Source organism: Actinomyces bouchesdurhonensis (assembly GCF_900128465.1).
GTDB classification, from domain to species: domain Bacteria; phylum Actinomycetota; class Actinomycetes; order Actinomycetales; family Actinomycetaceae; genus Pauljensenia; species Pauljensenia bouchesdurhonensis.
Genome location: NZ_LT635868.1, coordinates 428,345 through 448,728, shown reverse-complemented (window position 1 = coordinate 448,728; position 20,384 = coordinate 428,345). Strand labels below are relative to the sequence as shown.

Genomic DNA, 20,384 nt, shown 5'->3' with positions numbered 1-20,384 from the left:
AGCAAATTGTTCGTCAGCGGTTTGGCGGAATGTTAATTTTCGCGTTTCTCGGTTACTCTGGCACCATGATGGCGTTGGAAACACTCGTGAATGAATGGGTGGACTACTTGCGCGTCGAGAAGGGGGCATCGACGCACACGGTTTCCAGCTATCGGCGAGACGCGCTGCGCTACGTCCGTGATCTGCAAGAACGAGGCATCCGTAGCCTCGCGGAGGTCAGTGCCCGTGACATAGAGGACTACACGATGAGGCTCGCGTCTGGGGAGTTGACGGGGCACGCGGCGGCGACTGCGTCGGTGGCCCGCGCCCAGGCTGCGATCCGTGGCCTCCACAAGTACGCGCTCACGGAGGGCTTTGTCGGAGTTAATCCGGCTGTCCACTTGCATGCTCCGCGTCAGGGGCGTCACCTCCCCAAAGCGCTGACGGTCGATGAGGTAGGCCGCCTCCTTGACGCTGCCCACGCGGACGACTCGGTGATCGGGATTCGGGACTGTGCTCTCCTGGAACTGCTCTACGCGACGGGAGCGCGCGTGTCTGAGGCCGTGTCCCTGTGCGCCGACGACTTTGATCTGGATGCCGAGGTGCCGGTGGTCCGCCTGTTCGGTAAGGGACGCAAGGAGCGGATTGTTCCCGTCGGATCTTTCGCGGTCGAGGCCTTGGGTGCGTACCGGGTGCGCGCCCGTCCTGCTCTGGCTGTCAGGGGTCATGGAACGAGCGCTTTCTTTCTGAATTCGCGTGGGGGTCCACTGTCGCGTCAGAGCGCATGGACGGCGATCCGGCGCGCGGCCCAGGCCGCTCAGCTGGAGGATAAGGTTTCACCGCACACGATGCGGCATTCCTTCGCAACCCACCTGCTCGAGGGTGGAGCGAGCGTTCGCGAGGTTCAGGAGCTTCTCGGGCACGCGTCGGTGTCAACGACTCAGATATATACGGCGGTGACGGCGGCTGCGCTGCGAGAGGTCTTCACCGTCTCTCACCCTCGGGCGCGTGGCACCGACGAGATAGCCCAGCGATGACATAGGATGGGGACGTGACCATGAATACGCATCCGACGCTGACACCCGACTTGCCCGCCGACCAGGTCGATTTTCCCGTGCCCGCGCCTCTGACGGGACACGGTCCCGCCCGCGTAATTGCGATGTGTAATCAAAAGGGAGGCGTCGGGAAGACGACCACGACGATCAACCTTGGGGCTGCCCTGGCTGAGTATGGTCGTCGTGTCCTCATCGTCGACTTTGACCCACAGGGTGCCGCCTCCGTGGGGCTGGGCATCAATGCTCTCGACATGGAGCAGACGATTTACACGCTGCTGATGAATCCAAAGGCTGACGTGCGTGCGACCGTGTGCCGCACGGCGACGGACAACCTGGACATCATTCCTGCGAACATTGACTTGTCTGCCGCCGAGGTGCAGCTGGTCAACGAGGTTGCGCGCGAAAGCGCCCTGGCTCGCGTGCTGCGCCACGTGGAAGCTGACTATGATGTGATTCTCATTGACTGCCAGCCGTCGCTTGGCTTGCTTGCGGTGAACGCGCTCACCGCCGCTCATGGCGTTATCGTTCCCGTCGAAGCAGAGTTTTTCGCGCTGCGCGGCGTGGCGCTCCTGGTGGAGACGATTGAAACGGTGCGCGATCGAATTAACCCGCGTTTGAAGATCGACGGGATCGTCGCCACGATGGTCGATTCTCGTACCCTGCACTCGCGTGAGGTTCTCCAGCGGCTACAGGAGGCTTTCGGTGACCTCGTCTTCGACACTCGCATCGGTCGCACTATTAAGTTCCCGGACGCGTCGGTAGCTACGGAACCGATTCTGTCGTATGCGCCCAACCACGCGGGGGCGCACGCGTATCGTCGGCTGGCGCGCGAAGTTATCGCCCGTGGTGACGCCGCCTAACCCGATTGAGATCCAGGGCGAACTTGAACTTTTCGCCGTTTCGTTGCCTGTCTTTGAAGGTCCTTTTGACCTCCTCCTGTCACTGATCGCGCGCCACAAGCTCGACATCACTGAGGTCGCGCTCGCGCAGGTTACAGACGAGTTCATCGCCTTCACGAAGGCTTCCCCCGACCTGTCGCGCACGACGGAGTTTCTTGTGGTCGCGGCAACCCTCCTCGATATGAAGGCCGCGCACCTGCTGCCTCGACTCGACGAGCAGGACAACACGAGCGGCGCGGATTTGGAGGCCCGTGATCTGCTCTTCTCCCGTCTCCTACAATATCGGGCCTTCAAAGAGGCCTCGAAAGACATCGGTGTGCGCCTGGCAGCCAGTAGCTCCTACATTCCCCGTGATGTCCCCCTTGAGGCACATCTCGCGTCCGTGCTGCCCGAACTCACGTGGTTCACGACGCGTGAGGATCTTGCACGGCTCGCAGCTCACGCTCTGTGCGCGTCACCGCCTACTGTCCAGGTCGCCCACCTGCACGACCCGGTCGTGCCGGTGCGCGAGCAGGCACTCGTCGTCGCCGACAAACTCGCGTCGGCGGGGGAGATGACCTTCCGGGAACTCATCGCCGACGCGGCCACGCGTGCCGTCATCGTGTCGCGTTTCCTGGCGCTCCTTGAACTTTTTCGGCGAGGGGCCGTCGAGTTTGTCCAGGAGGGGGCGCTAGGGACACTGACGATCCAGTGGAGAGCCGAGGTGGATGCGAGCGACATCGACATTGACGAGGCGCGGCGCGGCGCGCGCACTGAGGACACGCCCGCCGACNCCCGCCGACGCGGGCGCCACGGCCTCGTCGACGGGGAAGAACACACGGACGGTGGAAGGAGACGGTGACGATGACTGACGCGAAGCTGCGAGGGCCGATCGAGGCGATCCTGATGGTCGCCTCCGAACCGGTGTCCGTCCACGAGCTCGCGGGCGCCCTCGAGGCGGATACAACAGAAGTGGAGGAAACGCTGCGCGCCCTGGCCAGCGACTATCTGGGTCAGGGAGAAGGGCCAGAGCGTGGCTTCGAGTTGCGTGAGGTCGCGGGAGGCTGGCGCATCTATTCCGCTCGCGCCTACGCCGACATCGTCGGTCGCTTCGTCGTGGGTTCGGCTCACGCGCGCCTGTCCCAGGCAGCCCTCGAGACCCTGGCGGTCATCGCCTACCGCCAGCCGATCTCACGCGCCCGCATCGCACGCATCCGTGGCGTGAACGTCGATGGCGTCGTGCGCACTCTCCTCGCCCGAGGCCTCGTGGAAGAGACGGGTGCGACACCGTCCGGGGCGCGCCTATACGGCACGACGGGGGAGTTTCTTGCGAAAATGGGAATGGTGAGCCTGTCGGAGCTGGTACCCTTGGCACCCTACTTGCCTAACGCCGATGCGCTGGATGAATTGGAGGAAGAACTATGAGGGCTAACCCTTACACGGCCGGTGGTGTGCGCCTGCAGAAGGTGCTCGCCCGGGCTGGTGTTGCGTCTCGGCGTGCGTCCGAGCAGATGATCGCGGATGGCCGTGTGAGCGTTGACGGACAGGTTGTGCGCACCCAGGGTGTTCGCGTTGATCCTGCGACCCAGGTGATTCACGTCGACGGTGAGCGGCTGATTCTGGACGAAGCAAAGCACGTCGTGCTTGCTGTCAATAAGCCGATTGGTACGGTGTCTACTATGAGCGACCCGGAGGGGCGTCCGACTATCGCGGACCTGGTCGCCGACTACCCTGAGCGCCTTTATCACGTGGGTCGTCTCGACATCGACACGTCGGGCTTGCTGCTGCTAACCAACGATGGTGAGCTAGCGAACCGACTGACGCACCCGTCTTACGAGATTCACAAGACTTACGTCGCGCGCCTACATGGCGACGTCAAGCCTGGTGTGAAGCGCGCACTGATGAATGGTATTGACTTGGAGGATGGTCCGATTAAGGTCGATTCTTTCCGCGTCGTCGATACTTACGGCGACATCACAACCGTTGAGATCGTCGTGCATGAGGGCCGTAACCGGCTGGTGCGGCGCATGATGGAGGCTGTCGGCTATCCGGTGCGCGAACTCGTACGTACAGGCTTTGGCCCGATTTCTCTTGATCATTTGAAGCAGGGCACGACGCGCCGCGTGAAGGGTAATGCGCTGATCGCACTGTATGGGGCTGTCGGCCTGTGACCGGTTCGGGCGTAGGTTCTGTGCCGCGAGTTGTTTCCACGGTCGGACCTGTTTTGGTGATCGGGTCCGGCCTGTTGGGCGCATCCCTTGGCTTGGCGTTGCGCGCCGGGGGAGTGACTGTTTACTTGGAGGATTCCTCGCCTACCTCCCTGCGCTTAGCATCCGACGTAGGCGCGGGGGTTCCCTTCGGTGATGTCATCGACGAGGCCGGGGTGGCCTATGGGGATGCGGGGACGGATGCGTGCGGCTATGAGGCGCCGCGTCTCGTTGTGGTAGCTACGCCCCCAGATGTGGCCGACCGTGTCATCGTGGATTCGTTGGTGAGGTTCCCGGATGCGATCGTCACGGATGTTGCGTCAGTCAAGGATGCGGTTGTCGCGGACGTTCTGGCAACTCTCGAAGAGCGAGGCATTGAGGATGAGGCTCAGCGCTACGTGGGTTCGCACCCGATGGCTGGTCGGGAGCGTTCCGGTGCCGGCGCGGCGGATGCAGATCTGTTTTATGGGAGGCCGTGGGTCATTGTGGCCCACGAATTCACGTGGCCGCGGGCGGTGCTGGTCGCTCGTGCTCTCGCCACGGATGTTGGCGCGGTGCCTTTGGAGATGAACGCGGGTACGCACGATCATGCGGTGGCTCTTGTTTCTCACGTCCCGCAGTTGGTGTCGTCGATGCTGGCAGCGCGTCTCGTTGATGCTCCCGCCCAGGCGCTGGGTCTTGCGGGGCAGGGCCTGCGAGACACCGCTCGTATCGCAGCGTCCGACCCGCGTCTGTGGACGGCGATCTTGGCGGGCAACGCTGGTCCCGTCGCGATGATCCTGCGCGACCTTCGCGGTGATCTGGATGATTTGCTGCTTCATTTGGAGGCGGCCGCCGAGCTGGGGCCGTTGCGAGGTGGCAGCGTGGGGGCGATCAACCGTGTGATGACCGCCGGTAACCAGGGGGTTGCTCGCATCCCCGGTAAGCACGGCGGGGCTCCGTCGCGCTACCAGGAAGTTGAAGTGCTTATCCCCGATGAGCCTGGTGCGCTCGGTCGTCTCTTCACTGAGCTGGGCGAGGACTCGATTAATATCGAAGATCTCGTGCTTGAGCACTCTGCGGGCGCGCAAGCCGGTGTCGCTCGCATCATGATTGATCCGGCGGTCGCTGACCGCTGCGCCGCTGACCTGCACGAGCGGGGTTGGCGGCTTATTTCCCATTAGTACGACTTCGATGAGGAGAATCGACGGATGAACGACTCAATGCGCCAGGACGCGATCTCACGCGTTGGCATCACCATTGCGATTGATGGGCCGGCCGGTTCGGGTAAGTCCACGGTCTCCAAGGAGCTGGCATCGCGTCTGGGCATCGGCTATCTCGACACGGGTGCCATGTATCGCGCCCTCACATGGTACGTGTTGGACCGGGGGATCGACGTGGAGGACCACGACGCGATTGCGGCTGCGGCGCACGAGATGGTGTTGCGCCTGGAGTCCGACCCCTCGGACCCGCACGTGTGGGTGGGTGACACAGAGGTGACCGAGCAGATTCGTGAGCCTCGTATTGCCCTCGCGATCAAGCATATTTCGACGAATTTGGCCGTGCGCGCGTGGATGGCAGCTGAGCAGCGTCGTCGCATGATGGAGGCGCGTGCGCAGGGTTCTGGCATGATTGCCGAGGGACGTGACATTACCACCGTCGTCTGCCCGGATGCGGATGTTCGTATCTTGCTGTTGGCTGACCAGGAGGCGCGCCTGCGTCGACGGACGCTGGAGCTGTACGGTGACGCGACCGAGGAACACATGGAGATCGTGCGCGCTCAGGTTGAAGGCCGCGACAAGGCGGACTCTACTGTGTCCGAATTTATGACGGCGGCTCCCGGAGTGGAGACGGTGGATTCGACCGGCCTGGACATTGCTGGCGTGTGTGAGGCGGTTCTTGCCTTTGTGGATGATGACCTGGCATCGAGAGAGGTGTAGGCTCCGGCTCATAGAGGTGCCCCCAGCGTGACATCACGCTGGGGGCACCTCTGCTTCGCGTTAGCAGCGCGGGTCCTTACCTTGACGCTCTGTTATGGCCGCGTTTTTTCAACAGGCGCGTGCGCCCGTCGTTCCCTCAGTGCCCAGTTGAGGTGGGGCCGTAGGGCGCGCCGCCCTGCGGGGTGTTGCCCTGCCATCCCTGCGGGGTTCCATTGCCCTGCCCGTTGTTGGGCATCGGCACTGTGTTGCCGTATTGCTGTTGGGGATTGGTGCCTGGAGTGGGCAGACCGGTTCCGTATTGTGTGCCTCTGGCATCGCCGTTGGATGCCAACATATTGGCGGCCTTGATGGCTTGAATCTTCTTATAGACGGTGTAGGCGGCAAAGGCGGCGCCGACAACCACTATGATTGCGATCACCGGTTTCGGCACACTACTGTTGCTCGAGCCACTTCCGACCCGAATACGGAAGCGGCGGCGTGCGGGAGCGAGGACTGACTGGGATGAGGAGTTTGCACTCGCTTCGATGACGGATGCGGTCGTGGACGACATCTGGGCGTAGCTGGTGTTAACGGTCGTTGGTGTGGGGGCAGCGTCGGTGGGTATGCCGGGAATGAATAGAGGCAAGGTTGCGCATGCGAGAGCAGCGGCGCACGAAAGAAGTCGGCGAACTGTCATTGGGGTTCCTCCAAAGGGAGCATGGTGTGAATGGGTGAGTTTCAGTGTAATCCAAAGCATGTTGCTATGGCCAGTAGCACTGTCTTATCGTGAGGCTGTGCGTGCGTGCAGGGTCCCCGGCCTTCTTCAAATAATATGTGGTGTGGCACACTTCAATCGGGTTGCGTTCTTCGCTGTGGTTGCGCTATAGTTCTACAGGTCGCTGCGGCGACAAACTAAATACGGGCTGTGGCGCAGCTTGGTAGCGCACTTGACTGGGGGTCAAGGGGTCGTGGGTTCAAATCCCGCCAGCCCGACAAAATGCCCGGAATCTCAACGATTGAGGTTCCGGGCTTCGTCGTTTCCTCCCCGATCTCATGTTAAATCTCATGTTGAGATTCATTGGAACTCGTAGCCGTCGTCCAGCTCAGGTTGAGGCGTGTCTCTACTCTTTTATCTACTCTCTTTGCTTTACAAAACCATCCCGAGTCCGTTATCGATTAACGCCCCGAAGGGGCGCTGAGGGGCGTTGCTCGCGCAGCGAGCTCGCCAAGTGGTTGAGCGTCTAAGAACTCTCACGCCGAGGAGCGGGGCTCGCAGTGCGACCCCGAGCTGTTTGCTGGAGGTGAGGTCGTTTGTGAGCGTCCTTACCCGAGCTGGACTGCCCGGCCTCACCTCCACCTACTCGGGAGGTTGGAATGATTGCTCAAACTACTGTTCGTCCGTCGGTCTGGATCGGCTGCCTTGCCTGCTACAACACGGGTGTACTTAATGGACGGTGGTTCCCTGCAGAAGATGCCGATGAGGTTACGCCTGATGACCTGCACCAGAACCCCACAGATCACGAAGAGCTATGGGTCTTCGATCACGAGGGGTTCCCCGTCGGAACCGGCGAGATGTCACCCACCACTGCTGTGCAGTGGGGTGAGCTGTTCGATGAGGTCGGAGCAGTGCAGTGGCCTGCACTGCTCGCCTGGGTCGAGACCGGCTGCTACATCGCAGGCGGCGATAACTTGCCGAGCGCGTCCGACTTCGAGGAGAGGTATTGCGGTTGCTGGGAGTCGTTCGCTGACTACGCTACCCAGCTGGCTGAGGACATCGGCTTAATTGACGGATGGCCTGAGGAGGCGCAGCGCTACTTCAACTGGGAAGCATGGATTCATGACCTCAAGTTCGACTACACCGTCGCGGATGCCCCTGACGGCGGTGTATTCGTCTTTCGCACTCTCTGACTGCTCTCCCTGGAAGCCTCAGTGGCTTCCAGGGAGAGCTTTCTTTCTGGGTTATAGGACACTACGTGTTGCTGGTAGGGGGTGGTGCTACACCCACTCTGCCCCCCCAGCCAGCAGCGACAATCCTGGCCACCATGCCCACCGACGCAGCCCTCGAAAACGCCTGGTACCAAGCCTGTCAAACCCGCCAAGCCGCCGGCACCATCCCCGGCTGGGGCGACGCAATTTGCTGGAACGAACTCCACCACACCACCCCCTACCACAACACCTGGGACTAACCCCAGTAACACGAAATGTCCTATAACCCGACATTGTCGAGGTCCTTTGAAGATCGCGGTGGTAGAAGTCCGCTCATCATCAAGGACCTCGACCTCTACCCACAACCCCCGACCAATACCCGGTCACCCACACTCAACTCGGAAGAGCCGGAAATAGCCTTCGTNGTCAAGGTCAACGGTGACCACGACTTCTCCTAGCTCTCAGAATCTGAACATATTCAGGTAACAGAAAGTTACCCGCACTGCTATGATACAACGATGCAAGATTAGTAGGGGCAACTTTCAGAATGTTCAGATCTGACTATGATTTAGCCTAATTACTTTAGACTGTTGATCAGACCGAGAACACGGCGCTGATACTCTCAGCGACGCTCTCGCCGTTGCGCACCGTTCCATCGAGCCGCTCAGCGCTCTTGTTGATCGACCGAGAGTGATCGACCTTGACGCGAGGCTTGCCGAGCTTGATGCCCGTTCCGATCTGCGGTTGGATCATCGTTCTCACCTCCTTCCTCACCTGAGTTCCTCGTAGACCCATCGGCTCACCCGTAGGACAAGCCAGACGAACAGCGCAGCCCCACCGAGCGTTGCAGCAGCGATCAGCGCCTTCTGCCACCACAGCGAGGCTGCCATGAACGAGCCCCAGGCCCAGCCGAAAAGCGGGCCGATGCCGACCATGCTGCCGAGGCCCCATACGAGCCCGCCGACGAGCAGGAGCGAGGCGAACAGCGGCAGCACCGCGAGGGCGAGCCGCGAGATACCGACGAACGTCACTCGGCGTTCGACTGCCTCGATCTCCTGCCGGGCTTCGTTGAGCCTGCTGAGCGACTCCTCGACCGCCCTGTGGACCTCTGAGAGCCTCTCAGTCCCGAGAGAAGCTACGCGATGCTCGAACCCTTCGAGGGTGCTCTCAACGCGCTTTATAGGGGCTTCTACAGCCTGTGAGAGCCTCTGGTCGAGCACATCCACCGTGTAGGCACTAAGCCGGTCGATGTCTACACGGACAGTCCTGCCATTGCCGACGACCTGCTTGAGTTCATCCAAGGCCGAAGTCGTCTTCGTCAGATCGCTGTTGAGCTGCTTCATCATCGAGTACGAGTCCAGATCGGACCGCTTCACGGTGCTTCCATCGCTCAGCTTCACTGCGCCGCTTGCGCTCAGCTGCTCGGCGATTGCGCTCAGCGTCTTCTCGATCTCGCTGAGCCTGTTCTTTGTCTCGTCGTCGAGCTGCGTCTGCGAGGGCTGCTCGTGCTGCTGCAAGATTGACCTGCTCAGGCGCTTGATCTCGGCGCTCTGCGCTTCGTCCATCGCCTTGAGGAACCCACTCACCTTGTTCACGGCGTTCGTCAACTGTCTCGTCTGTTCCTCGACGTCTTCGAGCCTCGACATCAAGGCTTCGGATGTCTCCGAGGCCCGCTGTTCCTTGAGCTTGTCCAGTGCGCTCATCCTGCTCCTCCTTCGTAGTTGTGTTCTGTTGATGGAAGTCAAAGACCTCCTCGACCTTGCTGCTCATGAAGTCGTCACACAGGGACGATGCCTTTCGTCGCCCCCATTTGCCGTTGTCTTGCCGTCTCATGGAGTAGGTCCATCCGTCGCGGTCGGTGACGCGCAGCCGAACCTCGTGCTCGGCGAGCACTTGCTCAAACGCCTCACGGTTGACGCTGCGTGCATCGAGCAGCGCTTCGGTGATCTTGTCGCCGAGGATCTGTTCAAAGCCGCCGTCCTTGAACGCGCCGCGACGCAAATCCCAGTCAGCCTTCGGCTGCTCCGGCGATGGCAGCACCTGGCACCCCTCGTCCCGCATGAGTTCGTCGTTGACCTGGCGGAGCCCTCGTGACCACGAGCGGCACCGAGACAGTGCCTTGCCGGTGAGGTTGTCATGATTAACGACGTAGATGTGGTTGTGCAGATGCCTGCCTGCGCTGTCGGTGTGAGTGACGACGAGGTAATCGGCACTGTTTATCCGGCGTGCGAGCTTCACGCCGAGGTCGTGCACACGCTGCACGTGCTTGGGATTGTTCACGTCGAACTCCTCGGGGGAGAAGTTCTGGGTGTAGGTGTACATCTCGTTTCGGCGATGGCACGCAGCACTCACCTGCTCCGCACGTCGCACGATTTCCTCGGGAGAGTCGAGCGTGCACGAGAGCAGCGCGGCGCGAGTTGTGCCGTCCTTCTCGTGCTGTGCGCGTCGCTTGCCCGTGCCGAGCAGCGCATAGGCGACTGCTGCTCTCGCGCTGGTGGTCGGCTGGACGTTGACGGTACTCATAGGGCCACCTCGTCCCCGAGCAGCGAGCGCACTTCGTGCACAGCAGCGAGAACATCACGCAGAATGTCCTCGTCAACTGCAGTGCCCGAGCGCATGACTTGATTCAGATTCACCCCGACGCGGCGAACCTGTTCGACCGCCCTCGCGAGCTCGGGCGCAGGTCGTGGCACCGCCGCGTGCGCGNGACGCGCTCGCCTGCCCCCTGTGGTTCCTCCTGCGTCGGTGGGGCAGGCTCAATCATCCTTCCACCCCCGGAACTCACGTCCTTGGAGGGGTAGAAGGATGTAGTGCCAGCAGGCACGTTGTCGGACGATCGGAGCAAGCTCCTCTGTCCTCCAACGCGCCGCTGGCCCTCGTCCTCACTCACTTCGTTCGTTGCGGGCGAGGGGGAGGTTCCCACCGGCTGCTGTGCAGCAGCGGTGGGAACCGAGGGACGCGCACTCCGCTGCTCCTGCTGAGTCGCAGGAACAGCAACGCGCTGCACAGTGCTCGCCGTCAAGAGGCGAGTTGGTCGCATGACCGTCGTCATTGCGACTCACCTCCCTCATCGGCGTAAGCAGCAGCCGACTGCTGCTTACGAGCGCGAGCGGCTCGAACCCGCTCCGCCCGTGCCACACGCTCCTGCTCGATAAGCGAGGCAGCGTGCTCGCGATACTGAGTGAAACGCTCAGGCTCGCGTTGCTCGACAAGGCGAGCGACACGGACAAGCACCTCCTGCTCCTCGCGCGCAGCCTGCTCACGCAGCTTCCGCAGCTTTGCAGCATGCTTGGCCTGCTCGTCCTTGATGAGCTGTTCGAGGTTGGTCGTCATGATGAACTCCTTTCACTTGTGCGATGTGTTCGTCGCTCGGATGCCGGTGCCCATCCCGGCTGAGGGCAGAGCCGTTTGGCTCTCGGGTCTAATCAGGGGTCAGTCGGCGATCCGCTGACCCGCCTCTTCGAGCAGTTGCTCGATCTCGGCGCGAGCACTCTCGCCATCAGATGAGGCGACGGTGGTCGCGTCGATGATGGCCTGCCTCGCCTCAAGTGCAGGCGCAAGGTTTTGTCTCATTGCTGCGCTCTCGATGGCAAACCGCTCGTCCTCGGAAAGACCGCGAGACTGTTCAATGACGTTCCTCAGATTCATACGGAACGTGCCCAGTGAGCGGTACTGAGTGAACGTCCCCTCGCCGAGCACGCCCTGGTTCACCTGCACGGCCAACTCGTCGGCGTTCACCGCGAGGATGATCGGCAAATATGCCTCAACGAATGACCCGTCCCGTTGTCCATGGATCTCCCAACCTGCGATCAGCGTCGCAAGCCTGTCCTGGAAGTAGTCCGGCGAGTAGCAACCGGCGATGACCACGTGCTCGTGAAGCAGTTGCGAGGGGCCGTACCGGGTCTCGATCAATGTGCGGATGGGAGACAGTGCCACAAAAGCTCGCGCACGTTCCCGGTCGTCCCCAAAGGGCTCACGCAAGTCGAGCGGATCGTCGATGCTCACATGAACGACGGACTCACCGTCGTAGAGGTCGAAGGTTGAGATGAACTCGAAGACGTTGCTGCGTCCTCCGGCCAGCGCCTCAGCAAGGCCCTTACTCAGAGCCTGGACCGCGTAATAGTCCTCGCCGTAGACGTAGTAAGCGATACGAGTGGAGATCGGGTCCTGTTGGGCCAGGTACATCGCCCGCAAACGGCGCAACTGGGACTCAGAGCGCGCCCCCCGCCCCAGGGCTTTACGAACGCTCATCTCACCCGAGGCAACCTGCTGAGCGAGACCGCGCGACTTCTGGCGCGAGTTGCCAGACAGCGCCTCCTTAAGGGCCATCTCCCGCAAAAACTTCTGCCAGTCCCACCCTGGGACCGCGTGGAGGTCAGAGGGAGCGTAGCGGGCCTTACCCGCCGCCAGCGAGTCCTCGTCGTCGTGCAGGAGGTACTTCACGCACGCGGCGATACCCGCCTTGCCCCGCTTGATGCGGTCGAACTGCGTCGAAGGTAGCGAGAACCAGCGCGAAAGCGTCTCCAGGCGAGGGTCACGCTCGCACCAGAAGACGCAGTGCAGATTGTCCGTTGTCTCGTCGCGGTCGTGGAGAATCCAGGCCCAGCCCTTGATGGTTTTGTGGGCGAGGCCCTGCTCAAGGAGCGCGACCGAGTAGCCAGACTTCAGATGCGTGGTGAGGTGGAATGCTCGGACGGGCGCGGTGGAGTTGAGGAGGTCAATCGTGGTCATGAAATAACCCTCCCCACGCTGGCAGAGGGGCAAAAAAGTACAGAAGTACAGACGAGTACAGCGGCTTTTCCTTGATAGAACCCCTTATCTGTACGTACGCGTGCGCGCGGAATTCGTTGAGATCCAAACGTTTCCGGAGTGCATACGAGCCAAAAAGTACAGTGCGTACAAGAAAAGTACACTTTTTCAGACCAACCGCCCCTAAGCTGGAGAAAACAATCTGCTACACGAAAATCTGCTACATCGACGAGTTTCACCTGAGATACCAGGCAAAACCGTGTAGTAGATTTTTTGAGCGGATCTGCAACATCTGCTACACGGAAGCGTTTTTCCTGGTAAACGAGACAATCGTGTTGGCCGCTGATGTAGCAGTTCTTGAGCAAAACTGCTACATCCGGTCTAGAGGGGGTGCTGGGGTTCATCGTTGGCCCCCGGTCACGGTCCGATGAGCCTGCATGAAGTCGATCAGGTCCTTGACCTGATAGGCAACAGAGCCACGGCGACGGCCTTGGCCATCCAGCTCGCCGCCCAGATCATACTTGAGATAGGACGGACCCTTACCCAGGCTGCGCCAGTTCGTAAGGGTCTTAGCGGAGATACCGAGGAAGGCCGCGGCCTCGGCAGGGGCAAGAGCGCGCTCATCGTCGAGCGCGGCAGAGGTGGTAACAGGTGCGGTAGACATATAAAAAATCCCTTTCCGGACGAAGGAAAGGGATTTGGCACCGCTCGCTATCGAGTCGGAAACCCCTGTTCAGTGCCGCACGGGAGGCACTGCTACCCATCGGTGGGCACGGCTCAAACTTCGGCACCACTCATCCCGTCGAGAGCGATGTGGGAAGCTCCTCAGAACCCCCAGACGGCCAATCTCATACCGCCCCAGGCTCATCCCCTCACCTCGGAGATATCGAGGTGTGCCGAACCCTTAGTGGGATCGGCCCGAAGGACTTGCTCCGATCCTAGCATACCCCACCAAATCCCCGCAACCCCACCTCACTCCCACTTGAACCAGGGGAATAGTCAATGTTATGATGTGAGGCATGAGCGAACCGAAGAAGCGAGTGGCCCGGGTGATGCTTAATCCTGGCGAGCACTCTATCGACCGCGTGACCCCCGTCCCGATTGACGGGGGCTTTCGCCTGCAATGGCGAATTGTTTTACACGACGGCCGGGCCAAGTACGTGACGACACAGGCCCCCACGAGGGCAGAAGTGCGAACCAGGGCACGCGCCAAGGCCGCCGAACTGCTCCGGACCTCCGGAACCTCCTCGTGGTCCCTGCGCTCGCCCGTGGCTGAGTACATGGAGAAGGTCACTCGCCCCGCGATCGAATCCGAGCGCCTCGCTGAGGCCACACGGGCACGCTATTGGCTCTCATACAGACTGCTGCTTGGTGAGTGCGGTTCCAAGGAGAAAGGCCACAGACACCGACACGCACTCAAGGGTCTGTCCATCGAAGCAGCGATGAGGCCCCGTGTACTGAAGGATTGCCTCGAAGAGATCGGTCGGCTGCACGGGGTGAAAAACGTCAAACATGCGAAGTTGGTTGCCTCAAAGTATCTTGCTCGACCACTGAAACTGGACGGCCTGTTGCAGTACAACCCGCTAGCCGATCTGGACCTCGACCTGTCCGGTGCGCGCAAGCCACCCGTCCAACGCGGCGGCCACGCTCTCACGCGCGAGGAGTATCACAAGGCGATCGACTGGCTACTTACCCAGGACCCGACCCAGGTTGAGAAGCCGAAACGGGGACGCTGGACTCTTGAGGATCGGATTGTCGAGCGCCGGGCGCTGCTTGAATTTGTCCTCACCCAGGCAGCAACAGGGATGAGAACCTCAGAGATCGGCAAACGGCCCGTGAACGAGGTCGAAGTGGACGACAATGGGAACGTCGTGTTCGTCCTGTCCAGCGAGGCTACGAAAACCCGCAAGGCTCGCCGTGTGCCCGTTCTCGATGACCGGGTGGCACGGTTGGTTGTGGAGAGAATCGAGGAATTGCCCGAGGGTGCGTACCTGTTCGGATCGCCCACCGATCCGATGAAAGAGTGGCTGCCCAGGAATAGGGATCGCAAACTCGCGGGAGTTTATGAGGAACTCGCCGAGGCGTGTGGCATTGAAATGTTCAGGGTGGAGCGCGGGCACTCGTGGAGGACGACGATCAACTCGATCTTGGCTGATGTGGTGCCCGAGGATCAACGCATCCGCCTGCTTGGGCACACGCGGGAGATCAACCGAACCCACTACACCGACGCACGCGAGGTCGAGGCCCTCAAGGCAGCAGCCTCACAGGCCCTCACCTCATGTTGAACCTCATGTTGACTCATGGGATTGAGGGGGTTTCATCGGGTGTTGACGGGAAGAATGAAGATGAGGAAAACATTGCTATCCCGCCAAAAAACCGCAACACCCTGGGGGCCCCTACGAATTGAATACCCTTCTCAAGGGGTCGTGGGTTCAAATCCCGCCAGCCCGACAAAATACCTCGCGAGGACAGGAGCTGTCCTCGCGTTTTAGTTTTATATGTTGGTTTTTATCCGTCATTAGCCATGCCTGACAGTCAACGATCCTGGGTTAAAGGATAAGACGTGTTGGTTTTGTGGTGACGTTTCGGCTTGCTGGTGCGGGAAAATCAACATTGAAGGTGCTTGTTTCATCGTGGGGGTGTGTATACCCCGAGATTGGCGTGCGTGTCATGGGGTTAACGCGCATTGTCAGCGGTTCGCGTGCGAGGGATACACCAGGTCAGGCGCCGTTGTGCTCACAACGCAGGCCATCTCGCACACGACACCCCGTTGTCGGCGTTTGTTACCGAGGTGGTTTGCGACGCGGGCGCCACGCTGCCCCGAGGCGCACCCTCACCGACAGCAAACTGTGGGAATTGCGCTACACGGGGACCCGTACGTGACTTGCTTGCCGATGACTGCGCCACCAAACGGGGGGAATTGCACCATTAGAGGCGCGACACGCCGACGACACGCCGACGGGAGGCTTCTAATGGTGTAAAACCCCCCATTACCCCTGGTGTCATGCTCCCTCACTGGTGCAGGACTGCCCGACGGGCGCCAATAAACGCCGGTAGGGAGTCGCCGGCAATGACAAGGGGTGTCAAGTCCCGGGTTTTGTGTAGGGATTTTTAGGCCGCTTTCTTTCGTGTTGTTGTGTATTTGTTTTCTGCTTGTTGCGGTGTGATTCCGCCCAGGGCGAGGTGAGGGCGGCTTGTGTTGTACCAGTGGACCCAGGCTGAGGTTTCGCGTTCGACTTCGCGTTGGTCGCGCCATGGACCTGTGTAGCCGGGACGTGCTTTGTCCTAGAACTCTCTGCGGACCGTCTGGAACGTGAGATGATTGCGTTCAGGCGGACGGAATATCCCATCCACGAGGAGGTTTGCTGAACGGCCAGAAAGATTCTGCCCTTGCGAACGCAGTGCCCAGACTCCTCGCCTCCTACGAGTGTGCTCAGATGGGGCATAGGCGGAAACGACTGTAACGCCGCACTTGGGATTTTCTCGCCATACAGATGTCTCGTCGCGCGACGTTACTCCAGTGGGGGACCTCCGTCCCTTCTCGATTTGTTGGCCAATCTTTGTAATCGAAATGTGACGCGCTGAGCTGTTACCGCATTTTGCCTGGTGCAGTGTGGTTTCTTCATAAGAATGCGTGGATTTGCGCAGGTCATCACCTGTTCGATGCGGTGTGAAGCGCACCAATTATCGCTTCTCTGTGGGGTAAACTATGCCCTAGGTCGAGGTCGTCAACGGGGATGATTTCGACCTACCTCGTAGGTACTGGGCGTTGCCCGATCAAGTACCGTCGAGATGCCGGAACCGACACAAAACATCCCCGGCCTCGTCAAAGGCGACGAGGCCGGGGGAAGCAGGACGAGTAACGAAGAGTGGTCAGTCGTCACTTCCCGACGCAGTCTGATGATGACCAGGGCGCGCATCGTTAGCGCGGGTATCTTCCGGCGTCGCTTGGCCTTCCGGTACGCACTGGAACCGGGCCGCGGTCGTGCCTTCCGTGACCGCTTGATTTGATGCTGGAATCGATGTTGTCTGGCCATCTGACGCGACAATGTTAAGACGGTTGAAAGCATCAAGTTCGACAAGGAACAGATCATCAAGGGAGTCGATACCGGCCCGCGTGAGTTCCGCTCGTAGCCATTCTTCGTCACAGTGAGCCAGCTCCATAGCGTCGCTCACAATCTGACTGTTAGACACCAGAAGAAAATTAAGTCCTCCCTCGCCAACCTTGCGGACGGTGAGAGAACCATTGGCCTCCCGTTGGGCACGGTCCCTCGCTCAGCGAGAAAATGTCCTTTTCTCGCATTTCAGCGAGGAACTCCACTGGGTCAAACTGATGATCAGGGCTGTCCAAGGCATCCTGCGTGAAACGTCCGTTCTCGATGATCGTGTAGGCGCGGCCCATAACGATGGCGCGCGTGGGCATGAACTTCGACGTCAGGTAGTTCAGGCCGGAGACGATCGCGAAAGTCACGAGGAGAACGCTGACATATTCCGCGAAGGTAATAGCGTGATTGTAGATGACACCACCGATGATGCCACCCAGGATAAAGTTGCCGATAAAGTCGATCGGCGTCATCTGGGTCGTCTGTTGCTTGCCGGTGAAGCGCAAGTGAAGAACGATCAGGATGACACCGATCAGGAGTTTGAGGATCGTCATTTCGAAACCGTGAACATCGAACAAGGCGACACTCTACCCGGCATATGAATGAGCGGGACCAGCGATGTAATCAGTTCGTCGGATCCGCGTCGATCGCTCCCTGGACGTCGTGAAAGAGCAGGTTTGAGATCTCGACCTGGACAACCTCAACCTTTGGAACATCGTGAAGCGCGAGCGGATCATCTGCTGACGTTTGAAGGAACAGTGTGCCACAGCCGAAGATGCGGTCGTCGAAGTTCTTCTCCATCTGAATGTCGGAGATGCGCGACAGCGGCAGATCGTGTCCCGTGCGGGTAAAAATGCCGCGTCGGGTAATGATGCGCTTCGTCGTTACCGTATACGTCGAAGTCGCCCACTTGATCCAAGGGATAAGGAACAGAGGGACCGACAGTACCAAGGTAGCGATCCAGATCGTCGGCAGAGCCCAGTAGCGGGCGTTATCCGGCACATAGAAGGACCCGACGACCGCCGCGATAAACAAGATGGCCTCGATGACAATGGCTGGCAGCAAGGTTTTGATGTGCGTGTGCATGTGCCGAACGACGATCTCGTCCTGACTGAGGAGCTTCTTGGAAATAGCCATGGCTCCATCATGCCAGATAACAGTCCACGAAGAGGACGCGTGTCGCACACGCATTACCGGTCACGGGCTGGGAATGGGGCGCTTGTGTGTTCCAACGATGTCCGTATTAACGATGCCGATGGCCGCCATGAGCGCGAGCATCGTCGTCGGGCCAACGAATCGGAAGCCTCGTGCTTTCAAATCTGCGGCCAGCGCGCGCGACTCAGGGATGAAGGAAGGAACCTCATGGGCACAGGTCGGGCGCGGATCTACTTCTGGTCGATAGGACCACACGAGTTCACCGAGATGATGCACGGTGGGGGAGTCGGGGTCGTCGCGGCAGGTACGCAGCGCGAGCGTCGCCCGCGCGTTCGCCACCGCTGCCTCGATCTTACGACGGTTACGGATGATGCCCTCAGTGCGGGTAAGGCGCTCAACGTCCGCGTCAGTGAAAGCAGCAACCACATCCGGTAAAAAACCAGCGAAAGCGGCACGGAAGGCGTCGCGCTTCGCCAGCACGGTACGCCAGGACAGGCCCGCTTGGAATCCCTCAAGGACCAGGCGTTCGAACACGCCCGCTTCGTCGTGGATGGGGTAACCCCACTCGGTGTCGTAGTAGTCGCGCAGGAGGACATCGTGGGATGCCCACGTGGGACGAACAAGGCCGTCGTCGCACAGCGTTAGGCCAACGGGAAGGGGAGGGGGGAACGGGCAATCACAGGAGGTATTCATGTTCCCATCCTGCGCGCTCACGCTTATGTGGGTCAATCATCGCCGTGACACCTGTGGATAACGATGATGCACGAGCCACTCCTGTGGACGGAAGCAAGGCACGCGGGAGCGTCAGCGAGACTGTTTAGCGGCGTCGCTTCTCACGGACACGCACCGAAATCTGGATGGGTGTGCCCGAAAAACCGAAGGTCTCACGCAGCCGACGCTCAATGAAGCGTCGGTAGCCCGGATCCAGGAAGCCAGTGGTAAAGAGAACGAAGCGAGGGGGCTTACTCGATGCCTGCGTGCCGAACAGGATGCGGGGCTGTTTCCCGCCGCGCAGTGGGTGCGGATGAGCGGCCACGAGTTGGCCGAGGAATGCGTTGAGTTGGCCCGTTGGGATGCGCGTCTGCCAGCCCGCGAGCGCGGTATCGAGCGCACGCACGATGCGGTTCGTATGCCAGCCGGTCTTGGCTGCCAGGTTGATGCGCGGTGCCCATTGGACTTGGACGAGTTCGTGCTCGAACTCGTTTTTGATCTCCTTCTGGCGTTCCTCATCGACCAGGTCCCACTTGTTCGTGACGATGACGAGAGCGCGGCCCGCGTCGATGACCTGCTGGACGACACGCACGTCCTGCTCGGTGAGCGCGGTGGAGCCGTCGATGAGGACAAGCGCGACCTCAGCTTTCTCGATGGCGGCCTGGGTGCGGATGGAGGCGTAGTAGTCGGCGCCGGTCGTGCGGTGCATCTTGCGGCGGATGCCGGCCGTGTCGACGAACCACCAGGAGCGTCCGTCCAATTCGATCAGCTCGTCGACGGGGTCACGGGTTGTGCCTGCTAGTTCGTTCACGACGACGCGCGTAGCGCCAGCCAGAGCGTTCAGAAGCGATGATTTACCGACGTTGGGTCGCCCGACGAGAGCCACGCGCCGCGGGCCGCCCGACGGGAGCGCGGAGGCCACGGCAGACTCGGTTGGTAAAACATCCATGACGACGTCGAGGAGATCGCCTGTGCCGCGCCCGTGCAGCGCGGAAATCGGGTAGGGTTCACCGAGTCCAAGACTCCACAGGTAGGCTGCGTCGGCCTCCTGTACGGGTGAGTCGACCTTGTTGGCGGCTAGGATGATGGGTTTCTCTTTTGAGCGCAGCATGTCAACGATGCGTTCGTCTGATGCGGTCACTCCGACGGTCGCATCCAGGACGAGGACGACGGCATCGGCCAGGTCCACCGCGATTTCTGCTTGCTCGGCGACCGAGCGGTCCAGGCCCTTGACGTCAATCTCCCATCCGCCAGTGTCCACGAGCGTGAAGTCGCGCCCGGCCCATTCTGCGCGGTAGGAGACTCGGTCGCGCGTGACGCCAGGCGTATCTTGCACGACGGCCTCGCGGCGTCCGAGAATGCGGTTGACCAGGGTGGACTTACCGACGTTGGGACGGCCCACCACTGCTAGGACGGGCAGGCCCGCTGTGACTTCGTCGCTGGCGGAGAGCTGGGCCTCGCCTGACAGGAGCGCAAGATCCTCCTCATCCAGTGCGAACTGATCGAGGTTGGCGCGCATGACGCGGGCGCGTGCTGCGGCCTCGTCATCGGTCAGAGCGGCCGAATCGGACGAGGCCGTGGCCAGGTCCTGGGTCGAGGCGTCGGTCGCGTCGTCCCCGAAGATCGTGGGTGCGCCGTGCTGGGTGTCGAAGTCATTCACCTGCCCAGTCTACGGTGTGGCGCGCCGCGTGGGCCGGATGGAGACCCTCGTGGCGCGCCAGCT

21 protein-coding genes, 1 tRNA gene and 2 pseudogenes are annotated in these 20,384 nt (G+C 60.8%); 11 read left to right on the top strand and 13 right to left on the bottom strand.

Annotated features, from left to right (window positions below; translation table 11 throughout):
• Window positions 1-65 precede the first annotated feature (65 nt).
• The 7 genes from BQ7477_RS06945 (at window position 66) to cmk (ending at window position 6,038) form a co-directional block, all read left to right on the top strand.
• Window positions 66-1,016, top strand: coding sequence for a site-specific tyrosine recombinase XerD (locus tag BQ7477_RS06945; RefSeq protein ID WP_073983562.1), 951 nt, complete (start codon window positions 66-68; stop codon window positions 1,014-1,016).
• 20 nt (window positions 1,017-1,036) lie between these two features.
• Window positions 1,037-1,894 (top strand): ParA family protein, encoded by an 858-nt coding sequence (locus BQ7477_RS06940; RefSeq protein WP_418911961.1) that lies wholly within the window; start codon window positions 1,037-1,039, stop codon window positions 1,892-1,894.
• Complete coding sequence (locus tag BQ7477_RS06935; protein WP_073983320.1) at window positions 1,878-2,774, top strand: segregation and condensation protein A; 897 nt, start codon at window positions 1,878-1,880, stop codon at window positions 2,772-2,774. The genes BQ7477_RS06940 and BQ7477_RS06935 overlap by 17 nt, the downstream gene beginning before the upstream one ends.
• A gap of 2 nt (window positions 2,775-2,776) precedes the next feature.
• A complete protein-coding gene (gene scpB / locus BQ7477_RS06930) occupies window positions 2,777-3,337 on the top strand; it encodes an SMC-Scp complex subunit ScpB (protein WP_073983319.1) in 561 nt (186 codons plus the stop codon).
• The gene (locus BQ7477_RS06925; RefSeq protein ID WP_073983318.1) at window positions 3,334-4,083 is read left to right on the top strand and encodes a pseudouridine synthase; all 750 of its coding nucleotides are present in this window, start codon (window positions 3,334-3,336) and stop codon (window positions 4,081-4,083) included. Before scpB ends, BQ7477_RS06925 begins: the two co-directional genes overlap by 4 nt.
• 20 nt (window positions 4,084-4,103) lie before the next feature.
• The gene (locus BQ7477_RS06920; protein ID WP_390884581.1) at window positions 4,104-5,282 is read left to right on the top strand and encodes a prephenate dehydrogenase; all 1,179 of its coding nucleotides are present in this window, start codon (window positions 4,104-4,106) and stop codon (window positions 5,280-5,282) included.
• A gap of 27 nt (window positions 5,283-5,309) precedes the next feature.
• A complete protein-coding gene (gene cmk / locus BQ7477_RS06915) occupies window positions 5,310-6,038 on the top strand; it encodes a (d)CMP kinase (RefSeq protein WP_073983316.1) in 729 nt (242 codons plus the stop codon).
• Between the two features lie 136 nt (window positions 6,039-6,174).
• On the opposite strand, the gene BQ7477_RS06910 is transcribed toward cmk, so the two are convergent.
• Window positions 6,175-6,714 (bottom strand): hypothetical protein, encoded by a 540-nt coding sequence (locus BQ7477_RS06910; RefSeq protein WP_073983315.1) that lies wholly within the window; start codon window positions 6,712-6,714, stop codon window positions 6,175-6,177.
• A 222-nt stretch (window positions 6,715-6,936) separates the two neighbouring features.
• Between BQ7477_RS06910 and BQ7477_RS06905 the strand changes: the two genes are divergently transcribed.
• The 3 genes from BQ7477_RS06905 to BQ7477_RS11870 all read left to right on the top strand — a co-directional run bounded on the left by BQ7477_RS06905 (window position 6,937) and on the right by BQ7477_RS11870 (window position 8,203).
• Window positions 6,937-7,010: transfer RNA gene (locus BQ7477_RS06905), tRNA-Pro, on the top strand.
• 381 nt (window positions 7,011-7,391) lie between these two features.
• Window positions 7,392-7,925: an antirestriction protein ArdA gene (locus BQ7477_RS06900; protein ID WP_073983314.1), complete on the top strand. Its 534-nt coding sequence runs from the start codon at window positions 7,392-7,394 to the stop codon at window positions 7,923-7,925.
• A 134-nt stretch (window positions 7,926-8,059) separates the two neighbouring features.
• Window positions 8,060-8,203: a hypothetical protein gene (locus tag BQ7477_RS11870; protein ID WP_159430574.1), complete on the top strand. Its 144-nt coding sequence runs from the start codon at window positions 8,060-8,062 to the stop codon at window positions 8,201-8,203.
• A gap of 334 nt (window positions 8,204-8,537) precedes the next feature.
• Here the strand turns inward: BQ7477_RS11870 and BQ7477_RS11865 are convergent, their stop codons facing one another.
• From BQ7477_RS11865 to BQ7477_RS06870, 6 genes are all read right to left on the bottom strand, one after another.
• Entirely contained in the window at window positions 8,538-8,696 is a 159-nt protein-coding gene (locus tag BQ7477_RS11865; protein ID WP_159430587.1) for a hypothetical protein, read from the bottom strand.
• A gap of 17 nt (window positions 8,697-8,713) precedes the next feature.
• Window positions 8,714-9,289: a hypothetical protein gene (locus tag BQ7477_RS11085; protein ID WP_084795706.1), complete on the bottom strand. Its 576-nt coding sequence runs from the start codon at window positions 9,287-9,289 to the stop codon at window positions 8,714-8,716.
• Entirely contained in the window at window positions 9,237-10,466 is a 1,230-nt protein-coding gene (locus BQ7477_RS11080; protein WP_084795704.1) for a relaxase/mobilization nuclease domain-containing protein, read from the bottom strand. Before BQ7477_RS11080 ends, BQ7477_RS11085 begins: the two co-directional genes overlap by 53 nt.
• A 525-nt stretch (window positions 10,467-10,991) precedes the next feature.
• Window positions 10,992-11,276: a hypothetical protein gene (locus BQ7477_RS06880; protein WP_073983312.1), complete on the bottom strand. Its 285-nt coding sequence runs from the start codon at window positions 11,274-11,276 to the stop codon at window positions 10,992-10,994.
• 99 nt (window positions 11,277-11,375) lie between these two features.
• Window positions 11,376-12,674: a Rep family protein gene (locus BQ7477_RS06875; protein ID WP_073983311.1), complete on the bottom strand. Its 1,299-nt coding sequence runs from the start codon at window positions 12,672-12,674 to the stop codon at window positions 11,376-11,378.
• A 418-nt stretch (window positions 12,675-13,092) separates the two neighbouring features.
• A complete protein-coding gene (locus BQ7477_RS06870) occupies window positions 13,093-13,356 on the bottom strand; it encodes a helix-turn-helix domain-containing protein (protein WP_073983310.1) in 264 nt (87 codons plus the stop codon).
• 355 nt (window positions 13,357-13,711) lie between these two features.
• On the opposite strand from BQ7477_RS06870, the gene BQ7477_RS06865 reads away from it, so the two are divergent.
• On the top strand, window positions 13,712-14,977 hold the full coding sequence (locus BQ7477_RS06865; RefSeq protein WP_073983309.1) for a tyrosine-type recombinase/integrase: 1,266 nt from the start codon (window positions 13,712-13,714) through the stop codon (window positions 14,975-14,977).
• A gap of 826 nt (window positions 14,978-15,803) precedes the next feature.
• Here the strand turns inward: BQ7477_RS06865 and BQ7477_RS13030 are convergent.
• The 6 genes and pseudogenes from BQ7477_RS13030 to der all read right to left on the bottom strand — a co-directional run.
• Window positions 15,804-15,938 (bottom strand): annotated as a pseudogene (locus BQ7477_RS13030) (integrase core domain-containing protein); the annotation flags it as partial.
• A 627-nt stretch (window positions 15,939-16,565) separates the two neighbouring features.
• Window positions 16,566-16,898: pseudogene (locus BQ7477_RS12415) on the bottom strand (YetF domain-containing protein); the annotation flags it as partial.
• Window positions 16,897-17,349 carry a DUF421 domain-containing protein gene (locus BQ7477_RS12410; protein WP_234968717.1) on the bottom strand — a complete coding sequence of 151 codons (453 nt, stop codon included), beginning with the start codon at window positions 17,347-17,349 and terminating at the stop codon, window positions 16,897-16,899. The pseudogene BQ7477_RS12415 and the gene BQ7477_RS12410, both read right to left, overlap by 2 nt.
• 70 nt (window positions 17,350-17,419) lie before the next feature.
• On the bottom strand, window positions 17,420-17,932 hold the full coding sequence (locus BQ7477_RS06850) for a PH domain-containing protein (protein WP_073983308.1): 513 nt from the start codon (window positions 17,930-17,932) through the stop codon (window positions 17,420-17,422).
• Between the two features lie 60 nt (window positions 17,933-17,992).
• Window positions 17,993-18,643: a DNA-3-methyladenine glycosylase I gene (locus tag BQ7477_RS06845; RefSeq protein WP_073983307.1), complete on the bottom strand. Its 651-nt coding sequence runs from the start codon at window positions 18,641-18,643 to the stop codon at window positions 17,993-17,995.
• Between the two features lie 124 nt (window positions 18,644-18,767).
• Window positions 18,768-20,246: a ribosome biogenesis GTPase Der gene (der, locus tag BQ7477_RS06840; protein WP_129582531.1), complete on the bottom strand. Its 1,479-nt coding sequence runs from the start codon at window positions 20,244-20,246 to the stop codon at window positions 18,768-18,770.
• Window positions 20,247-20,384 lie beyond the last annotated feature (138 nt).